This is a genomic window from Veillonella parvula (assembly GCF_036456085.1).
Classification (GTDB): domain Bacteria; phylum Bacillota; class Negativicutes; order Veillonellales; family Veillonellaceae; genus Veillonella; species Veillonella parvula_E.
Genome location: NZ_CP138632.1, coordinates 979,383 through 997,482 on the forward strand (window position 1 = coordinate 979,383; position 18,100 = coordinate 997,482).

At 40.0% G+C, this 18,100-nt stretch carries 14 protein-coding genes and 1 riboswitch; of the genes, 1 reads left to right on the forward strand and 13 read right to left on the reverse strand.

From position 1 onward, the window contains the following. Nucleotides 1-173 precede the first annotated feature (173 nt). The 13 genes from glpX to PK1910_RS04720 form a co-directional block, all read right to left on the reverse strand. Entirely contained in the window at nt 174-1,136 is a 963-nt protein-coding gene (gene glpX / locus PK1910_RS04660) for a class II fructose-bisphosphatase (RefSeq protein WP_004695442.1), read from the reverse strand. Nucleotides 1,137-1,195: 59 nt separating this feature from the next. Beyond that, nucleotides 1,196-1,840 carry a fructose-6-phosphate aldolase gene (fsa, locus tag PK1910_RS04665; protein ID WP_058948504.1) on the reverse strand — a complete coding sequence of 215 codons (645 nt, stop codon included), beginning with the start codon at nt 1,838-1,840 and terminating at the stop codon, nt 1,196-1,198. A gap of 13 nt (nt 1,841-1,853) precedes the next feature. Continuing rightward, nucleotides 1,854-3,134, reverse strand: coding sequence for a serine--tRNA ligase (gene serS / locus PK1910_RS04670; RefSeq protein WP_004695438.1), 1,281 nt, complete (start codon nt 3,132-3,134; stop codon nt 1,854-1,856). A gap of 125 nt (nt 3,135-3,259) precedes the next feature. Continuing rightward, nucleotides 3,260-4,213 carry a cation diffusion facilitator family transporter gene (locus tag PK1910_RS04675; protein ID WP_021147868.1) on the reverse strand — a complete coding sequence of 318 codons (954 nt, stop codon included), beginning with the start codon at nt 4,211-4,213 and terminating at the stop codon, nt 3,260-3,262. A gap of 152 nt (nt 4,214-4,365) precedes the next feature. Then, nucleotides 4,366-5,652 (reverse strand): guanine deaminase, encoded by a 1,287-nt coding sequence (gene guaD, locus PK1910_RS04680; protein ID WP_021147867.1) that lies wholly within the window; start codon nt 5,650-5,652, stop codon nt 4,366-4,368. 129 nt (nt 5,653-5,781) lie between these two features. Beyond that, nucleotides 5,782-7,107 (reverse strand): NCS2 family permease, encoded by a 1,326-nt coding sequence (locus tag PK1910_RS04685; protein WP_232054980.1) that lies wholly within the window; start codon nt 7,105-7,107, stop codon nt 5,782-5,784. Nucleotides 7,108-7,184: 77 nt separating this feature from the next. Then, nucleotides 7,185-7,283: riboswitch (purine riboswitch) on the reverse strand. Nucleotides 7,284-7,454: 171 nt separating this feature from the next. Then, nucleotides 7,455-8,774 carry a putrescine-ornithine antiporter gene (potE, locus tag PK1910_RS04690; RefSeq protein ID WP_021147865.1) on the reverse strand — a complete coding sequence of 440 codons (1,320 nt, stop codon included), beginning with the start codon at nt 8,772-8,774 and terminating at the stop codon, nt 7,455-7,457. 62 nt (nt 8,775-8,836) lie between these two features. Beyond that, nucleotides 8,837-11,011: an ornithine decarboxylase gene (locus PK1910_RS04695; protein WP_021147864.1), complete on the reverse strand. Its 2,175-nt coding sequence runs from the start codon at nt 11,009-11,011 to the stop codon at nt 8,837-8,839. Between the two features lie 556 nt (nt 11,012-11,567). Then, nucleotides 11,568-13,082: a lysine--tRNA ligase gene (lysS, locus tag PK1910_RS04700; RefSeq protein WP_021147863.1), complete on the reverse strand. Its 1,515-nt coding sequence runs from the start codon at nt 13,080-13,082 to the stop codon at nt 11,568-11,570. 29 nt (nt 13,083-13,111) lie between these two features. Continuing rightward, nucleotides 13,112-13,585: a transcription elongation factor GreA gene (gene greA / locus PK1910_RS04705; RefSeq protein ID WP_004695428.1), complete on the reverse strand. Its 474-nt coding sequence runs from the start codon at nt 13,583-13,585 to the stop codon at nt 13,112-13,114. Nucleotides 13,586-13,708: 123 nt separating this feature from the next. Continuing rightward, nucleotides 13,709-14,695 carry a tRNA dihydrouridine synthase DusB gene (gene dusB / locus PK1910_RS04710; RefSeq protein WP_021147862.1) on the reverse strand — a complete coding sequence of 329 codons (987 nt, stop codon included), beginning with the start codon at nt 14,693-14,695 and terminating at the stop codon, nt 13,709-13,711. Nucleotides 14,696-14,789: 94 nt separating this feature from the next. Beyond that, nucleotides 14,790-15,557, reverse strand: coding sequence for a type III pantothenate kinase (locus tag PK1910_RS04715; protein ID WP_004695423.1), 768 nt, complete (start codon nt 15,555-15,557; stop codon nt 14,790-14,792). A 9-nt stretch (nt 15,558-15,566) separates the two neighbouring features. Then, nucleotides 15,567-16,541, reverse strand: a complete 975-nt coding sequence (locus PK1910_RS04720; protein ID WP_008715815.1) for a biotin--[acetyl-CoA-carboxylase] ligase — start codon at nt 16,539-16,541, stop codon at nt 15,567-15,569. Between the two features lie 171 nt (nt 16,542-16,712). Between PK1910_RS04720 and PK1910_RS04725 the strand changes: the two genes are divergently transcribed. Then, complete coding sequence (locus tag PK1910_RS04725) at nt 16,713-18,056, forward strand: threonine/serine exporter family protein (RefSeq protein WP_004695419.1); 1,344 nt, start codon at nt 16,713-16,715, stop codon at nt 18,054-18,056. The last annotated feature ends 44 nt before the right edge of the window (nt 18,057-18,100 follow it).

An 18,100-nucleotide genomic window follows, 5' to 3' on the forward strand; every position in this document is an offset into this window, starting at 1 on the left:
CATCTTGTATAAGCTACAAGACCTTGTATTTATAACGTCATATACTAAATGTTATTATACTATTTTTCGATATATCTCATCAAGAGAATGAGAGAAAATACAAAGAAAAAAAAGCCCTGAATATATCTCAAAAATTTGTGCCAAATTTTTGAGTATATTTCAGGGCTTTATTCTTATTTAGCTTTTAATGTTTTAAGTTTATGATCCATATGCACTGTATCAAGGAAACGAACCGTACCAGTTTTAGACCGCATCACAATAGTATGTGTACGCGCACCACCTGGGAAATATTGAATTGGATTTAATAAGTTACCACGTGTAATGGCAGTAGCCGCAAAAATAACATCATCAGTACGAACTAAATCATTTAATGTGAGCACTTGGTTTACATCGGCAATGCCCATTTCATGGCAACGACGAATTTCTTCTTCCGTTTCTGGTTTTAAGCGAGCTTGCATATCGCCGCCTACACATTTTAAGGCTGCAGCCGCTAATACACCTTCAGGTGCACCACCAGTACCTACAACCATGTGCACCCCAGAACCTTCGATACAACATTCCATAGCTGGATTAACATCACCATCAGAAATGAGCATAATACGAGCCCCTACTTCACGAGCCTCTTTCATCAAGCCTTGATGACGCTCACGATCAAGCATAACCAACGTGATTTCATCTACATTACGTTCCATTTTAGCCGCTACATTTTTGATATTTTCGGTCAAAGATTTCGTAATATCGATAGCACCTGCACCTCGAGGACCAACACAAAGTTTCTCCATGTACATATCCGGTGCATGTAACAAGCCACCTTTTTCTGCAATCGCCATAACTGCAATAGCACCATTTTGACCTTTAGCAATCAAGTTTGTCCCTTCAATAGGATCAACAGCGATATCTACTTCTGGTCCGCCAGCACCTACGTGTTCTCCGATATAAAGCATAGGAGCTTCATCAATTTCGCCTTCTCCGATAACCACAGTACCAGAAATGCGAACAGAATCAAACGCTTGACGCATAGCATCTACAGCAAGACCATCGGCTGCATCCTTTTGCCCACGGCCAAGCAAACGACCGCTACGCAAAGCTGCGGCTTCAACGACACGAGCAAATTCCAAAGATAATGTACGATCCATAATGGGCCTCCTTATAAGTCCTCTATGTATTGATATGACTCTTACCTAGAGTCTCTAACTTATTGATTAGCTTGTTTCCAATCTTCCATAAATTTTGCAAGTCCTGCATCAGTCAACGGATGTTTCATAGCTTGCATGAGTACTTTAAATGGAACAGTTGCAATATGAGCACCTGCTTTAGCACATTGAATAATATGCAGCGGAGTTCTCACACTTGCAGCAATAATTTCAGTTTCAATTTCATGAATAGCGAAAATATCTGTAATATCTTGAATCAATGTAAGACCATCCATGCTGATATCATCAATACGACCCACAAATGGACTCACATAACTTGCACCTGCACGAGCAGCTAATAAGGCTTGGTTTGCAGAAAAAATCAAAGTCACATTCGTTTTAATGCCTTCTTTGCTCAAAATAGCAACGGCTTTAAGACCTTCTGGAGTCATAGGAACTTTAATAACCACATTAGAGCCTAATTTCACAAGGTCATGTGCTTCCGCCACCATGCCTTCAGCATCAGAGGAAATAACCTCTGCGCTAACAGGTCCATCAACAAGGTTTACAATTTCAGAAATAACTTGTTTCAAATCGCGTTTAGCTTTCACGATAAGCGATGGGTTTGTAGTTACGCCATCAATAAAACCAAAATCATAGGCCTCTTTAATCTCATCAAATTCTGCTGTATCAATAAAGAATCTCATAAAATGCCCCCTCTTATTTAGCCGGTGAAATCACTTCAACGCCACCCATGTATGGCACGAGAACTTTTGGAATTACAACGGACCCATCGGCTTGTTGATAGTTTTCCAAGATAGCAGCTACTGTACGCCCTACTGCAAGGCCAGATCCATTTAATGTATGAACAAATTCCGGTTTACCCTTAGGTCCACGACGGAATTTAATATTAGCACGACGAGCTTGGAAATCAGTCATATTAGAGCAAGAGGAAATTTCTCTATACTTGCCTTGTGCAGGCATCCACACCTCTACATCATAGGTTTTAGCAGAACCAAAGCCCATATCACCTGTGCACAGAGTGATAACACGGAACGGTAATTCTAATAAGCGCAATACTTCTTCTGCATTATCTGTTAATGTTTCTAATTCTTTGAAAGAATCTTCTGGTTTAGCTAATTTAACCATTTCAACTTTGTTAAATTGATGTTGTCGAATAAGGCCACGAGTATCACGCCCCGCGGAACCCGCTTCAGCACGGAAACATGCGGTGAATGCAGTATAGTATTTAGGCAATTCCTCTTCGCTCAAAATTTCACCACCGTGATAATTAGTCAATGTAACCTCAGCAGTTGGAATCAAGAAATATTCCGTTCCCTCTACATGGTACATATCTTCAGCAAATTTAGGCAATTGCCCAGTGCCCGTCAAAGTTTCACGTGTTACCATATATGGAGTCATCATTTCAGTATAGCCATGTTTATCTACATGAAGATCCACCATGAAGTTGATAAGAGCGCGTTCCAAACGAGCCCCTAACCCCTTATACACAGTAAAGCGAGCTCCACTCATTTTGCCTGCACGATTGAAATCAAGGATATCGAGGCTTTCACCTAAATCCCAATGAGCCTGTACATCAAAATTAAATTGACGTGGTTCGCCCCATTTGCGTTGCTCCACATTTTCATCTTCATCGGCCCCTACAGGAACAGATGCATCACACATATTTGGCAACATCAATGCCGCATCGCGCAATTTTGTTTCCACTTCGCGAATACGGTTATCAAACTCAGCAATCTCATCGCCTACTTTTTTCATTTCTGCGATTTTTTCATCAGCATTTTCTTTGTTGCGTTTTAATTTGCTAATTTCTTCTGTTACAGAATTGCGAAGCGCTTTTAATTCTTCTACTCGACCGATCAATTGACGACGTTCATCATAAGCGGATACAAAGGTTTTCAGATCGCCTTTTGTATGACGATTATCTAAATTTTGTTGCACTAAATCAATATTTTCACGGACAAATTTTAAATCTAACATACTATAAACCTCATTTTCCAACTATGTTACGCACAATATATTCAATACGTTTAAGTATACCATATATTGGTGTATTTATCATTAAATTATGTGCTATATACTAGACTTCTCACCAATATTTTATATTATTCATCCTCTTCTTCATCTAGCAAATAATCTTTTGCCATCCATTTACGCGTGCCTGTAAAAGAAATGGTCACCCATTTTTCCGTTGGGTTACCGCCGATTTCTTGGTCAATTTCATTGCGAATAGCATCAATTTCAGCAATGGTTTGATATGGAAAACTTTTAGGAACTAAAATATCAATTTCAATGATTCGAGTATTGCCATATACTTGCACGCTCGTCACATAATCTTTAAAATTATACTTTTCCATAAATCGATCCATAATTTCTTGCACTTCATTATGCAATGAAGTTGGTGCCCATCCTAATATTTGTTTCATGGATGGCACAATGATACGAAATGCAGAGGGTATCATCTGTACCGCTAAAATAATTAATACAATAGGGTCAATATAAGTAGCCCATCTAGCATATTCAGTACTTTCTAGCATAGTAGCTACAACGAAACTAATCAAGATAGCCGCTTCTAACAAAGCATCGACATACCAGCTTACATTATCAAATTTAATCAAGTTAGACTGCAAACTTTTATTAATACGACGTACATAAAGATAGTAAGCAGTATCCGCAACAGTAAAGAATATAGCATAGAAAATAGCTGGCCCGAAGTCTACGTGACGTCCACCAGACAAAAGATCTGTAATCCCACTAGATAAGGCATAAATTACTATGAGAAGAATAAAAAAGCCCTCCACGGCGAGCACCAGAGGTTCAAATTGCCAAAAACCGAATTGGAATCGCTTACTCGTTTCTCTAGCAACTAACTTAGCTGTCATAAGCATCATAATCTTAATAACAACATCAACGAAGGAGAATACCCCATCTAACAACACTGCACTAGATCCCGTTACAATCCCCATTATCGTACCGCTCACAGCCACCAAAGCCATAAGCCCTACGGATTGCATCAGCAGTTTCTGTTCAATGGAGCGCCTTGCCCCTAATATATCCATTGAGCACACTCCTTTCTGACTTATATACATCTTTATTATACACTAATCATCGAAGTGTATAAAATGTATTACAAAAAGTCCACCGTATACCTTATGCACGGTGGACCTTCAATAATCACTAACATATGAACTTTTATTCTATTATATGATAGCTACATAGCCATCGGAGGCTCATCTAACAATTTACCGGCTACATATCTCCCAACAATATGGCGATCATCACCTATATATAGCCACCGTTCCAGACGTTCCTCTATACTCCGTTCATTCGGATCAAACAATTCATGATCATCGATAACAAGAGCATCAAATTCATAGCCGGTTTCAAAGCTACCTACGTCACCAAAGAATTGTCCGCCTCCCTTAGTCGCCATATAGAAAGCTTCCGGTAATGTAAGCGATGCATAGCTGGCATCCACCTCGGCCCACTTCATCTTTGACAAACCCACGGCTTCGGTCAAAACCTTAGCCATACTGATGTCATGGCCTCCTGAAATGTCTGATCCCAGTGCAATGGAAATACCATGATTCAATAATTTTCGTATAGGTGCAATGCCGCTGGACAAATTCACGTTAGAATACGGACAGTGTGCCACCATCGTCTTCGTTTCATGCATCCGCTCCATTTCTTCATCGCTCAGATGAATACAATGAGCCATGACCGTCGGCACTGTACCCATCAGACGATGTTCACAGTATACATCCGTATAACTGGAGGAATCCGGATGAAGTGAATGAACCCATTCAATCTCACCATGATTTTCAGATAAATGCGATTGAATTGGCACATTATACTCCACCGCTAAATCTCCGAGACCACTCATCAGGCGGCTCGTACAGGATGGCACAAAGCGAGGGGTTACAATAGGTCGTACGAGCGGTCCAAACTGTCGAGCCTCTTCAAGCCATACTCTCGTATCATGTAAGGACTGGTCCGTATCCTCAATCAGATAATCGGGACTGTTCCGATCCATATTAACCTTGCCTACAAAAGCGGATAGGCCGGCTTCTGAAAGCAACCTCATCAATAGCAATGTGCTTTCTTTATGAATAGTGCCAAATAAAATACTGCGCGTTGTACCGTAACGCCATAATTCGTTAACAAAAGCGCTATATACCGTCTTTGCGTAGTCTAAATCCGAAAACTTCGCCTCCTCCGGAAATGTATACGTTTCAAGCCAAGGCAGCAATTCTTTATCCATGCCAAGGCCTCGATTGCAAAATTGAGGCGCATGAGCATGGGTATCGACAAATCCGGGAATAATTAAATTATCCCCGTAGTCCTCAACCGGATACGACTCAAATTCGGAGGGAATACTTTCACCACAATATGCGATACGACCGTCACGCACAATCATATAGCCGTTTGGAATCACTGCAAACTCCGCTGGTCGTGATGTATAAATAATATTACCTTTTACTATATAAACGGAATTCATCGAATAATCTCCTCTTTTCAACAATACCGCTTAACCGTAATATACGTACGTCAACTACAATGAACTATAATTGCTCGATGCTACTCTCTCAACAATAAAAACACATATAACAATCCCGACTCTCACAGCTTATATAGCAAAATGTATGATGAAAGCAATGGTCATTACATACATAACAGGATGGATTTCCTTACGACGTCCTGTAATAAGTTTCACCAATGTATAAGAGATAAAACCGAAGGATAAACCTTGCGCAATACTGAAGGTAAGCGGCATAAGAAGAATCGTTAAAAATGCAGGCAACGCTTCCGTAAAATCACCGAAGTCGATATGCGTCACTTCACTCATCATAAATACACCTACGATAACGAGTACCGGAGCTGTTGCTTGAGCAGGTACCAATAAGAATAATGGCGCAAAAAACAGAGCGATTAAATATAATATACCCGTTACGCATGCCGTAAGACCCGTACGTCCACCATCGGCAACAGCGGCCGCACTTTCAATATAGGAAGTTACCGTAGACGTACCGATGATTGCACCGGCCGCGGCACCTATAGATGTACATAGTAATGCATGATTTAACCGTTTAAATTTACCGTCCGCATCAACGAGATTCGCTTTTCGCGTGACACCGATAAGCGTACCGATGTTATCAAACATATCTACAATTGTAATAGAGAAAATAATAGACAAAAATCCATATTTAATAGCACTCATCACATCCAATTGAGCAAATGTATCCACAGGAAATGGCGGCACCAAGTTGAAAATATCCGCACTAGTTTCAGGGACCTTTGTATAACCGAAAATCATGGCCGCAACAGTCGTGATAATCATACCCAACAACAAACCGCCCCTCACCTGCTTGGCTAAGAGCACACTGGTGATGAGCAAACCGGCCAATGTCAACAATACCGCAGGATCCTGCATATTGCCAAGTGTTACGAATGTGGCCTTATCCGCTACGATAATATGAGCATTTTTAAATCCGATAAAAGCAATAAAGAGACCTATACCGACACCAATAGATGTTTTAAGTACCTTGGGAATACCGTCGATGATAAGATTCAAAATACGCGTTATTGTCAAAACAATAAAGACAGCACCGGAAATAAATACGGCACCTAGTGCGGTCTGCCAGGTCAGTCCCATCGATCCGCATATGGTATAGGCGAAGAATGCGCTAAGTCCTAGTCCCGGAGCGACGATAACCGGAACGTTCGCTACTAAACCGATTAAAATTGTCGTAAATGCGGTCGTCAAAATAACTGCCGCAACCGTACTTTCATGAGGCATACCGGATGCAACCAGCAAATTCGGTATAACCGCTAAAATATATACGGAAGCGATGAACATAGTTATGCCCGCAAAAATCTCGGTACGCACATTCGTACCATGCTGAGACAGCTTGAAAAATTTATCAAGCCAGCACCGGTCCTGTCCGTGTCTCACACTCTCATTCGACATCGAATTCATCTTACTTACCTCCTAACTTAAAGAGAAGAAAATAAATAAAAACGACTACAAGAGCATCACAAAATAGCTCTTGTAGTCGTGAATATCGGTTCCCGCTAGAAAGCCTTGACCCATCATGTCAAGGGTATACAAGGTATAGTCTTACTATGAAATTATATATATCAATTGTATAAAATATGTACCGAACAAATATGTCTTAGTTTAAGTATAAAATTATTTTTATATACTGTCAATAATAAATAATAAATAATAAATAATAAATAATAAATAATAAATAAACATCCTAACAATGCGCCTCCCTCAGGAGGCGCATCGTATAAAGACTATTTCCCGAGATTTCGTTCCAAATCAAATCGGTCCGATACAAAGCCGTACAAGGTCCAGCCCGCAAAGGTTACAATGGCACCATATGTCATTGCTTCAAGACCGGATGCATATAGCGCATATAAGCTATAAATGGAGCCAATGAAAGCGATAAAGGTTGTCCCCTTCAATTCGCCGCCACTGCGGCCCGTAGCTTTCATCAACACGATGATAGCCCCCATCGACAAGAGGTATGGAATGATATTCGTTACAACCGCTAAATTAACGAGCGTTTCAAACTGTTCACTCAAAGATGGACTGATTGTCATCAAGCTGAGGAAGGATTGAATGATTGTAATCGTTACCATACCAACTACAGGTGCATCTTTAGATGTAATCTTGCTGAATAATTTAGGGAAATATCCTTCGTCCGCAGCACCTTTAAATACATTGGCAATGGTAAACTGCCATCCGAGTAAAGATCCGAAACACGACATAACCATAAGACCCATAACGATTTTACCGGCTACACCGTTAAACATGGATGCAAAGGCCAAACCAAACGGTGCATTACTGTTAACGAGTTCATTTGCAGGAACAATACCAAAGATCATATTGGTGGATACGATATAAATAACTGCAACCCCTAATGTACCACCGAGAACTGCTTTCGGTACATTCTTTTCAGGATTATCTACGGCATCCGCATTTGCACAGGCGGACTCAAGGCCAAGAAATGCCCATAAAGTCATAGCGATGGAATTAGTTGCCGCTTCGCCGAACGGCATATTATTAACATTCCAGTTCGCCACATACATATCTGTTGAGAAATAAGCCCAACCGACTGTACTGATTACGATAACCGGTGCAATAACACCCCATACCGTAAAGCTGGATACACGTCCCGTGATGCTGGCACCACCGAAATTCAACGTCGTCGCCAACCACAATGTGACAATCGTATAAATACCGGTCAACAACGGAGTCAACGTAACATCTGCAAAGGTCGCCGCATAGCCTACGGCTGAAATAGCGATAGCAATATTGGCGATTAAAAGAGACACGCCATACGTATAATTCGCCATGAAGTTCCCCGCCTTGCCAAAGGAATATTCGGCATAACCGCCCATACCGCCGCCTTTACGACTGTACATACCGCACTTTGCAAAAGCATAGGCCAAACACATGGAACCTACAGCTGTAATCAGCCATGATACGATTGACAATGATCCTACCTGCGCCAATTTTGTAGGCAGCATGATAATACCTGAGCCCATCATATTTACAGCGGTCAAAATTGTAAGCTGCAATACGGACATCTTATTTTTGCCTGTACTCATAGTTACCTCCTTTTATCTTGTGTATTGTACCGCCGGAAAACCTCCGACGGTACACAGAGGAATTATTTTTCAAATTCTTTTTTCAACACATAACCGAATGCTTTCTTCGTTCCATCCGGCTGTTCCGTAATGTATACGCCTTGAATTTCCGGAGCAAATCCAGGTAATTTGTTGATGCCTTCTTCCAACGCCAAGAAGTAATCACAAGCAGTTTTTGACCAACATTCGCCCGGTTGTACGCACAATACCCCTGGAGGATAAGGAAGCGCACCTTCAAGAGCGATGCGCCCTTCCGCTTCGCTCAACGGTACAAGTTCACCTTTGCCGCGCTGGAATTCAAAATTAGCTTCCTGAGGATTCATAACATATTCCGGGAAGTAATCATATAAGAACAATCGTTGTTGCAAGATACTTACATTCCGGTCTTTATAGAAGTCATGCATTTCCTGACATAGCTGACGAATGTGATATCCCTTGTATTTATCCAAGTGGCTGTAATAAATGGACGGCAATACATCTTGCATAGGTGCATCAGCTTCAATCAATTGTTCAAATCGGACAAGTTGCGCCACTAAATCATCCATCTTCGTCTTTGTTTCCGCCGGTGTCATCAAGAACAGAATGGTATTCAAGTCACATTTTTCAGGAATGATTCCGTTTTCACGCAAGTAGTTTGCAAGAATATTGGCATGAATACCGAAATCTTCGTATTCACCCGTTTCCACATTAATACCCGGTGTAATCAATTGAAATTTACAAGGATCTATGAAATATTGACCTTTGCCATAGCCTTTAAAGGAATGCCATTTCGCATCCGGTTCAAATGCGAAGTAATCCACATCCTGTGCCATTTTCTTTGTGTCGCCGTCTTCCCACTTTTTACCATGTACAACCGGTGGTACTAACGGACGTAGATATTTACAGTGTTTCAATACGGCTTTACGAGCTTCGATAACCGTTTCCACACATTCAATCCATAATTTTTTACCCGCTTCGCCTTCATGCATTTTTGCATTTACGTCAAGGGCTGCAAACAACGGATAGAACGGTGATGTAGAGGCATGCATCATAAACGCATTATTCAAACGTTTATGATTTACATAGCGGTCTTGCCCCTTAATATGCTTATCCTTCTTATGAATCTGAGATGTCTGTGAGAAGCCCGCCTGCTGCTTATGAACGGATTGAGATACCAGGATACCAGGATCATCAGGACCAAGTTCCAAAAGCAACGGACTGCAGTCTTTCATCATAGGGATAAACTGTTCATAGCCGACCCAAGCGGAATCAAAGAAGATATAATCACAGAGATGTCCGATTTTATCGACTACCTGACGCGCATTATAAATGGTCCCGTCATACGTTCCCAATTGAATAACCGCCAACCGGATAGGCCGCTTTGCCTTTGCTTTCTTAGGATCTTTTTCAGCAATCAGCTTGCGAATATATTTTTCATCAAAGCAATGTTCTAAGATACCGCCGATGGACCCGAACGGATTACGTGCCGTTTCAAGATATACAGGTGTTGCGCCGGACATGACGAGCGACCCGTGACAAATCGATTTATGATTATTGCGATCGTATAAAACAATGTCCCCAGGAGTAAGTAATGCATTTAACACGACCTTATTAGAAGATGATGTTCCGTTCAATACAAAATATGTTTTGTCCGCATTATACACCTGTGCAGCATGTTGCTGAGCCTCAACTGCGGAACCTTCATGAATCAGAAGATCACCTAACTTAACGTCCGCATTACAAAGATCGGCGCGGAATACATTTTCTCCGAAGAAATCATAGAAAGCACGTCCTGCAGGATGCTTGCAGAAGAATTGCCCCCCTTGATGCCCCGGGCAGTCAAATTGAGAATTACCGTCCTCTACGTAATTTGCCAAGGCCTGGAAGAATGGCGGTAACATAGATGCTTCATATTTTGCAGCAGCCGCTTCAATCTGTCGTTTATATAAATCAAAATTTGTAGTTGATCCGTCGATAACACGTTCCACCTTACCGATAAAAGGAGAAATATCTACAGACTTATCAAACACAACCAAGAAAACCGGTATACCAAAGGATTGTACCAACTCATTTTCAAGTACATCTGTATCGGACTCGCTAATGACGATGGCCCCCACATCGGTAAAATCAGTTTGACTAAGCTCCACATTTGTACGCCCTTCCATAGAACCGAAGTAGAATTGCGCCTTATGAGAGAAAGCAATTTTTAAATGTTTCATGATGTGTTTCCTCCTAAATTATGTTAACAACGATAATTTAAAGAATATAACTTACACATAGGGTTGATTTATAAAATTTATTAATGAATTCACCTTTACTAAATACACCTCCTTGTTTTAAAGGTAATTCACGTATCTATATTTCTATCTTAACATCTGAATTTTTCATTTAAAAGTGTTTAATTATACACATATATCATAATTATACATTGTGCATGATTTAAATGTATAATCTATACTATTACAGGTATGTGTAAATTTAATCACATATATCTCTATAATATTGGAAAATCAACGATAAATACTATATATCCATGTTCTTTTATTTCATCACAAAGTAAATCAAAATTTTTTATGTATATCATAATGTAATCATAGATAATCCGTACACCATTTTTATATTGTATATCTAATCACACTTCATATATTTATTAATCAACATTATAAGAGTTGATAAAAGCCCGTATCAAAGTGTTTGATACGGGCTTTATATCGATTTTTTTTGTATGCTAAACAGCAAAAAGCTCACCACCATACACGGTAGTGAGCTTTAGAATTAATCTTCTTCAGCTTCAAAATGCTTAGGAGCTTCTGGTTTCATCAATGGGAACAATAATACATCTCGAATAGATGCAGAGTCTGTTAAGAACATAACAAGACGGTCGATACCAACACCAAGACCAGCTGTTGGAGGTAAACCGTATTCAAGAGCTGTAACGAAGTCTTCATCCATGCGGTGAGCTTCATCATCGCCCGCTTCACGTTCTTTTAATTGATCCAAGAAACGTTGTTTTTGGTCGATTGGATCATTTAACTCGGAGAAGCCATTTGCCAATTCACGACCATAGATGAAAGCTTCAAAACGTTCTGTAGCCAATGGATTTTCACGACTTGCTTTAGCAAGTGGAGAAATCTCTTTAGGATGACCATATACGATAGTTGGCTGAATCAAGTTTTCTTCTACATAATCTTCGAAGCAAAGATTTAAGATTTTACCAATACCATCATTTTCTGTGTATTCTACATTTAAGCGATCAGCAATAGCACGAGCTTCTTCTATAGTTGTGACTGCATCAAAATCTTCACCAGTGTATTTTTTTACACCTTCAGCCATTGTGATACGATTCCAAGGAGGAGTCAAATTAATTTCTGTACCTTGGTATGTAATTTCTTGTGTACCAAGTACTTCTTGAGCACAGTAGGACACAAGATTTTCTGTTAAGCGAATGGCATCCTCTACATCGCCATAGGCTTGGTACGATTCGATAGTAGTAAACTCTGGATTATGACGATTATCGATACCTTCGTTACGGAAGCAACGGTTCATTTCGAACACGCGGTCCATACCACCAACGATTAAACGTTTGAGGTACAATTCTGGTGCAATACGCATATAAATATCGATATCAAGCGCATTATGGTGAGTGATGAATGGACGTGCAGCAGCACCACCAGGGATAGCATGCATCATCGGTGTTTCCACTTCCATGAAGCCATCACGCATCATGTATTCACGAATTTTAGCAACGATTTGAGAGCGTTTTACAAATGTATCACGTACTTCAGGATTTACAATCAAATCAACATAACGTTGACGGTAACGAAGTTCTGTATCCTTTAATCCATGCCATTTTTCTGGTAATGGACGTAAAGACTTAGATAACAATGTTAATTTGTTAACTTTAATGGTAACTTCACCTGTATGAGTTTTAAATACGTGACCTTCTACGCCGATGATATCACCTATATCAAGCATTTTAACGTATTTATAAGCCTCTTCGCCCAAAACATCTTTACGGAAGTATACTTGAATATCACCAGATTTATCACGAATATTCGCAAATGCCGTTTTACCATGGGAACGGATTGTCATCAAACGACCTGCAATAACTACAGGCTGGCCATCATATTTCAAGAAGAAGTCTTCTTTAATATCTTTTGCGTAATCTTTTACGACAAAACGTTGGCCAAATGGGTAAATACCATCAGCTTCATATTCGGCTAATTTATCGCGGCGAATTTGCATTTGCTCATTCAGCTCTTCTTGTATATTTTTAATTTCTTCACTCATGTTATCGCCTCTTTGTCGGTAATTGTAAATTATTGGATTGCTAACACTTTGAATGTTACAGGACCATCTGGTGTGGAAACCTCTACTTCATCGCCCTTACGTTTTCCCAAAATAGCTTTACCTACAGGAGATTCATTAGAGATACGATTGTTAAATGGATCCGCTTCAGAGGAACCAACGATAACATATTCCAATTCATCGTTGTACATAGTGTCAAGTACAGTAACTTTACTACCTACAGATACAACGTCACCTTTTACAGATTCATCGATGATCTTCGCAGTGTTAATCTTATTCTCTAACTCTACAATATGACCTTCAATAAAAGCTTGTTCATTTTTTGCATCATCATATTCAGAGTTTTCACTGATATCGCCATATTCAATAGCAGTTTTAATACGTTCAGATACTTCAATACGGCGTACAGATTTATAGTACGCTAATTCTTCTTCTAACTTCTTTAAACCTTCGGCGGTGAGTAATGTTTCTTTTACGTCTGCCATGGGTACCCCACTCTTTCTACATATAAATAATAAGAAAAAGTGTCATAATAAGATGACACCTTATCTCTTGTTTCTAAATTATCTCAATCATTATATAAAAATACTATTTATTTGTCAATCTGACTACCCTTCGGACAGTATTTTGCGATATGATTCTAGCTCATTGTGAAAGCTCGTTACAGTATGAATTGTATTCACTCGATTGCGCCAATATGCAGATTCCGGAAGTCCCTTCATATACCAGCCCGCATGAGTGCGTATCTCCTTAACGGCCATACTTTCACCTTTGTATTGGCATAACAAGTCAAAATGCTTTAATAACATATCTAGACGCTCTATATCGGTCGGAGCCGGCAATACTTCACCAGTGGCTAAATAATGATGAATACGACCAAAGATCCAAGGATTCCCCTGTGCACCACGGCCTACCATTACAGCATCACAACCGGTTTCATCAAGCATTTGCTTAGCATCTTCAGGATTCACAATATCACCATTGCCAAGTACGGGTACAGATACCGCTTCTTTCACAGCCTTAATATAAAACCAGTCCGCATGTCCACTATACATTTGCTCCTTTGTACGCCCATGTACGGCTATAGCAGCCACACCTGTAGACTCAATGCGTTTTGCAAAATCCACAACATTAATAGAGTCACTATCCCAACCGATACGCATTTTTACAGTAACAGGTACATCAACAGCCTCAACAGCGGCTTCTGCAACACGCGCCGCTAGATCAGGATTTTTCATAAGTGCCGAACCATCGCCAGAGGTAACTACCTTTTTTACAGGACAGCCCATGTTTATATCTACAATATCGGCACCCGCATCGGCCACAACCTTAGCCCCCAAAGCGATTGCTTCTGGATTAGAGCCAAAAATTTGCATGGATACAGGACGTTCTGCCTCTTCAATGCGCAATAATTCATGAGTACGTTCATTCTTATATTTAATACCCATAGCACTGACCATTTCGGTACATACCAAGGCTGCACCTTGTTCTTTGGCCAGTAGTCGATACGCAATATCGCTAACCCCTGCCATAGGCGCTAATATGGCTTGACCATCAATTTTGACAGCCCCAATTTGCCACTGTTTATTATTCATATAATTCTATTTCCCTTAATAAAAAAGGTACAGCATAAGCTGTACCCGAATGTACACTACTTCGTTACCTATACGTAACTATATTATAGTAGCATTATTTATTTCTTTCGTAAATAAGGCGTAAGCCTTCTAATGTAAGCATAGGTTCTACATGGTCAATGCAGTCTGTAGCACTGCTAATAAGCTGTGCCAAACCACCTGTAGCCACTACAGTTACATGATTCCCCATTTCCGCTTTCATACGAGACACGAGGCCTTCTACTTGACCTACATAACCGTAGAACATACCAGATTGCATAGAGGACACCGTATTTCGACAAATGACTTGCCCCGGGTCTCTCACATCGATACGAGGTAGTTTGGCCGCCCGTTGGAATAAAGCCTCTGCAGAAATTGTTACCCCTGGAGTAATAACCCCGCCCATATAATCGCCATTACCTTGTACCGCACAATAAGTTGTAGCCGTACCAAAATCGATGATAATTAAATCGCCCTTATAAAGCTCATGTGCTGCTACAGCATTTACAATACGGTCAGCCCCTACTTCACGAGGATTATCATACTTAATAGCGATGCCAGTTTTAGTACCTGGACCTACAATAAGAGGATTTACATTAAAGTAGCGCAAACACACGCGCTCTAATGTAGGCATTAATGGTGGTACAACCGAGGAAATAATGATAGCATTAATATCTTTTACATCAACCTTACGGTCGTGAAAGAATAAGTTCATCATCAGCATGCCATATTCATCGGTGGTACGGACCCGATCTGTGGAAATACGCCAGTGACCCACAAGTTCTGTCTTGTCGTATACACCGAGAACAATATTGGTGTTTCCCACATCAATTACTAATAACATTAATGCCTCCTATTTACGCGGACGAATTGATACGTCCCCTGCCACAATACGTTTAATTGTCCCATCTGAGATTCTTACTAATAAATTACCATCTTCATCAATATCTGTAGCCACCCCTTCATAGGTATTGCCAGGAGCACGCACTTCAATTTCTTCACCGAGAGTAACAGATAATTGCCGCCATTCATTAAGGGTTTCGTCAAAGCCACTATCGAGCACTTCATAATATTGATGTTCTAATTCTTCTAATATAAGTCTAAATGCTTCTGTGCGCTCAATATCAATATCTTCCATCGCAAGGGATGTAGCAATTAATTTTAACTCTTCTGGTAGTTCTTCTTGTTTTGTTTTTACGTTGACCCCAATGCCCATTACAATATGAGAAATTTCTTCCATAGAACCAGACATTTCTGTCAAAATACCTACTAGCTTACGACCATTCACAAGAATATCATTAGGCCACTTTATCCCCGCATCAGTGAGCCCCATCTTATGAAAGGCCTTTGTTAAAGCCACTGCAGCCATCAAAGTACACTTTGGAGCCTCTACAGGTGGAAAATCAGGACGTAAAATCAAGCTAAACCACAAGCCTTTGCCAAATGGAGAATACCAACCGCGAGATAAACGCCCACGACCAGCAGCCTGTTCCTCAGTAACCACAACCGTACCTTCTTCTGCACCTTGTTGAGCTAAACGACGAGCTTCTAAGTTCGTAGACTCCGTGGTATCCATATAAACATATCGTTTACCAAATACATCTGTTTTTAAGATTTGTTTCATTGCCAAGGGGCTCAACAAATCAGGTTCTTCCAATAATCGATACCCTCTCTTGGTATAAGATTCAATTTTGTAGCCTTTTTGACGTAACGCCTTGATATGTTTCCAAATAGCTGTGCGCGAAACATGGCAGGCTTCGGACATATCTTGTCCCGATACGAAACTACCTTGGTTTTGTCTCAAGAATTCTAGCACTTCATCACGCATAGTTTAGAGCCCCTTTCTTTGTCAACCTAGGTTTACAATTCGATTGTACAAGTGTACCTTGTAAAATGCAAGGATTATTTAAAATAATTAATGTTATAATGTATATAGTATAAAGGTATACATAAAAAAATAGATAACAATAATGCTATCTATTATCCTTCGGAGAGATATATGAAACAGTTTACATTAGAAGAGAAAAATCAAGTTTTAGAGAACCCTTTTATCCATATTCATCGAAAACTGGATGTACTACTCAATATAGGGAAGTTACTAATGGAATGTGGGGCAAATACAAATCGAATCATTGAGGAAATGCTAAAAGCCGCAACATTTATGGGAATTCCTCATGATTACTTAAATATCCATATTTCATATACCACTATTATGGTCAATCTATTACACAAAGAACGATCCATAACAGTCTTCAGAAAAACACCGGTTCATATTCCGAATATGGCTATGATCAATGCCGTATCAAAGCTCACATGGCGCGCCTTTGAGCGACATTACTCACTAACGACCTATGAACGACTAATTGCCAAACTGGATACAACTATACCAACGTATCCAAACTGGATAAAAGGACTAGCTTGTGCACTAGGTTCGGCAGGTCTTGCATACCTTTACAGTGGCGATATTATCGCATTCATCGTTACCATCATATGTTCTAGTATTGGTTATTTTACGCGCACCCTATCAGGCAGATTAGGGCTTAATGAATATGTAGGAATCGCATTAGGCGGATTTGGTGCCATGATATCGGCTTACGCTTTTTATAGTCATGTAAATAATGAATCCTTACTATATGTACTCGTTTGCTGTACCTTGTTCATGATTCCTGGGGTACCATTGATCAATTGTGTCATCGATATCATTAATAATCATATTTTATCGGGTATGACACGCGCTATTAGAACATTACTCATCGTGGGTAGCATGACTTTAGGTATGGCCATGGCACTCTACTTTAGCCCTGCACCAGCATTTAATTTTGTTGATATTAAACCTCATGTTATTTCCATTGAGCAAGTTATCGGTTCTTTTACAGCTGCAGCTGCTTTTGCGGTACTTTTTAATGCTCCTGTCAGACTATTAGTATCCATTGGTATTGGTGGCGTACTATGTGTATGTATTCGCAATATACTATCCGTAGAATTAGGATTTTCTACACCAGGTGCTACCTTTATTGGTGCTGCCATTATGAGTATTATTTTTGTAAAAGTTTCTACTTGGTTAAAAACATCTAGCACTATCATTATCGTGCCGTCTGCCATCGCATTAATGCCCGGTATACTGTACTACCGATTTCTCTTCGACATGTTACACATCAATGCATTAAATGATGCTAGTCTAATCCTTATGATACAAAATGGTGTAACTGGCACATTTACAACTATAGCTATAGCAATCGGTGTAGCTATACCAAATGTTTTAGCACAAAAATATTTGCAAAAACTAAAAGAACAACGCATGACAGAACTTCTTGCCACACGTCATATAAACGATGGACAGTAAAAAAGAGCTAGCCTTCTAAAAAGGCTAGCTCTTTTTCATTTGGA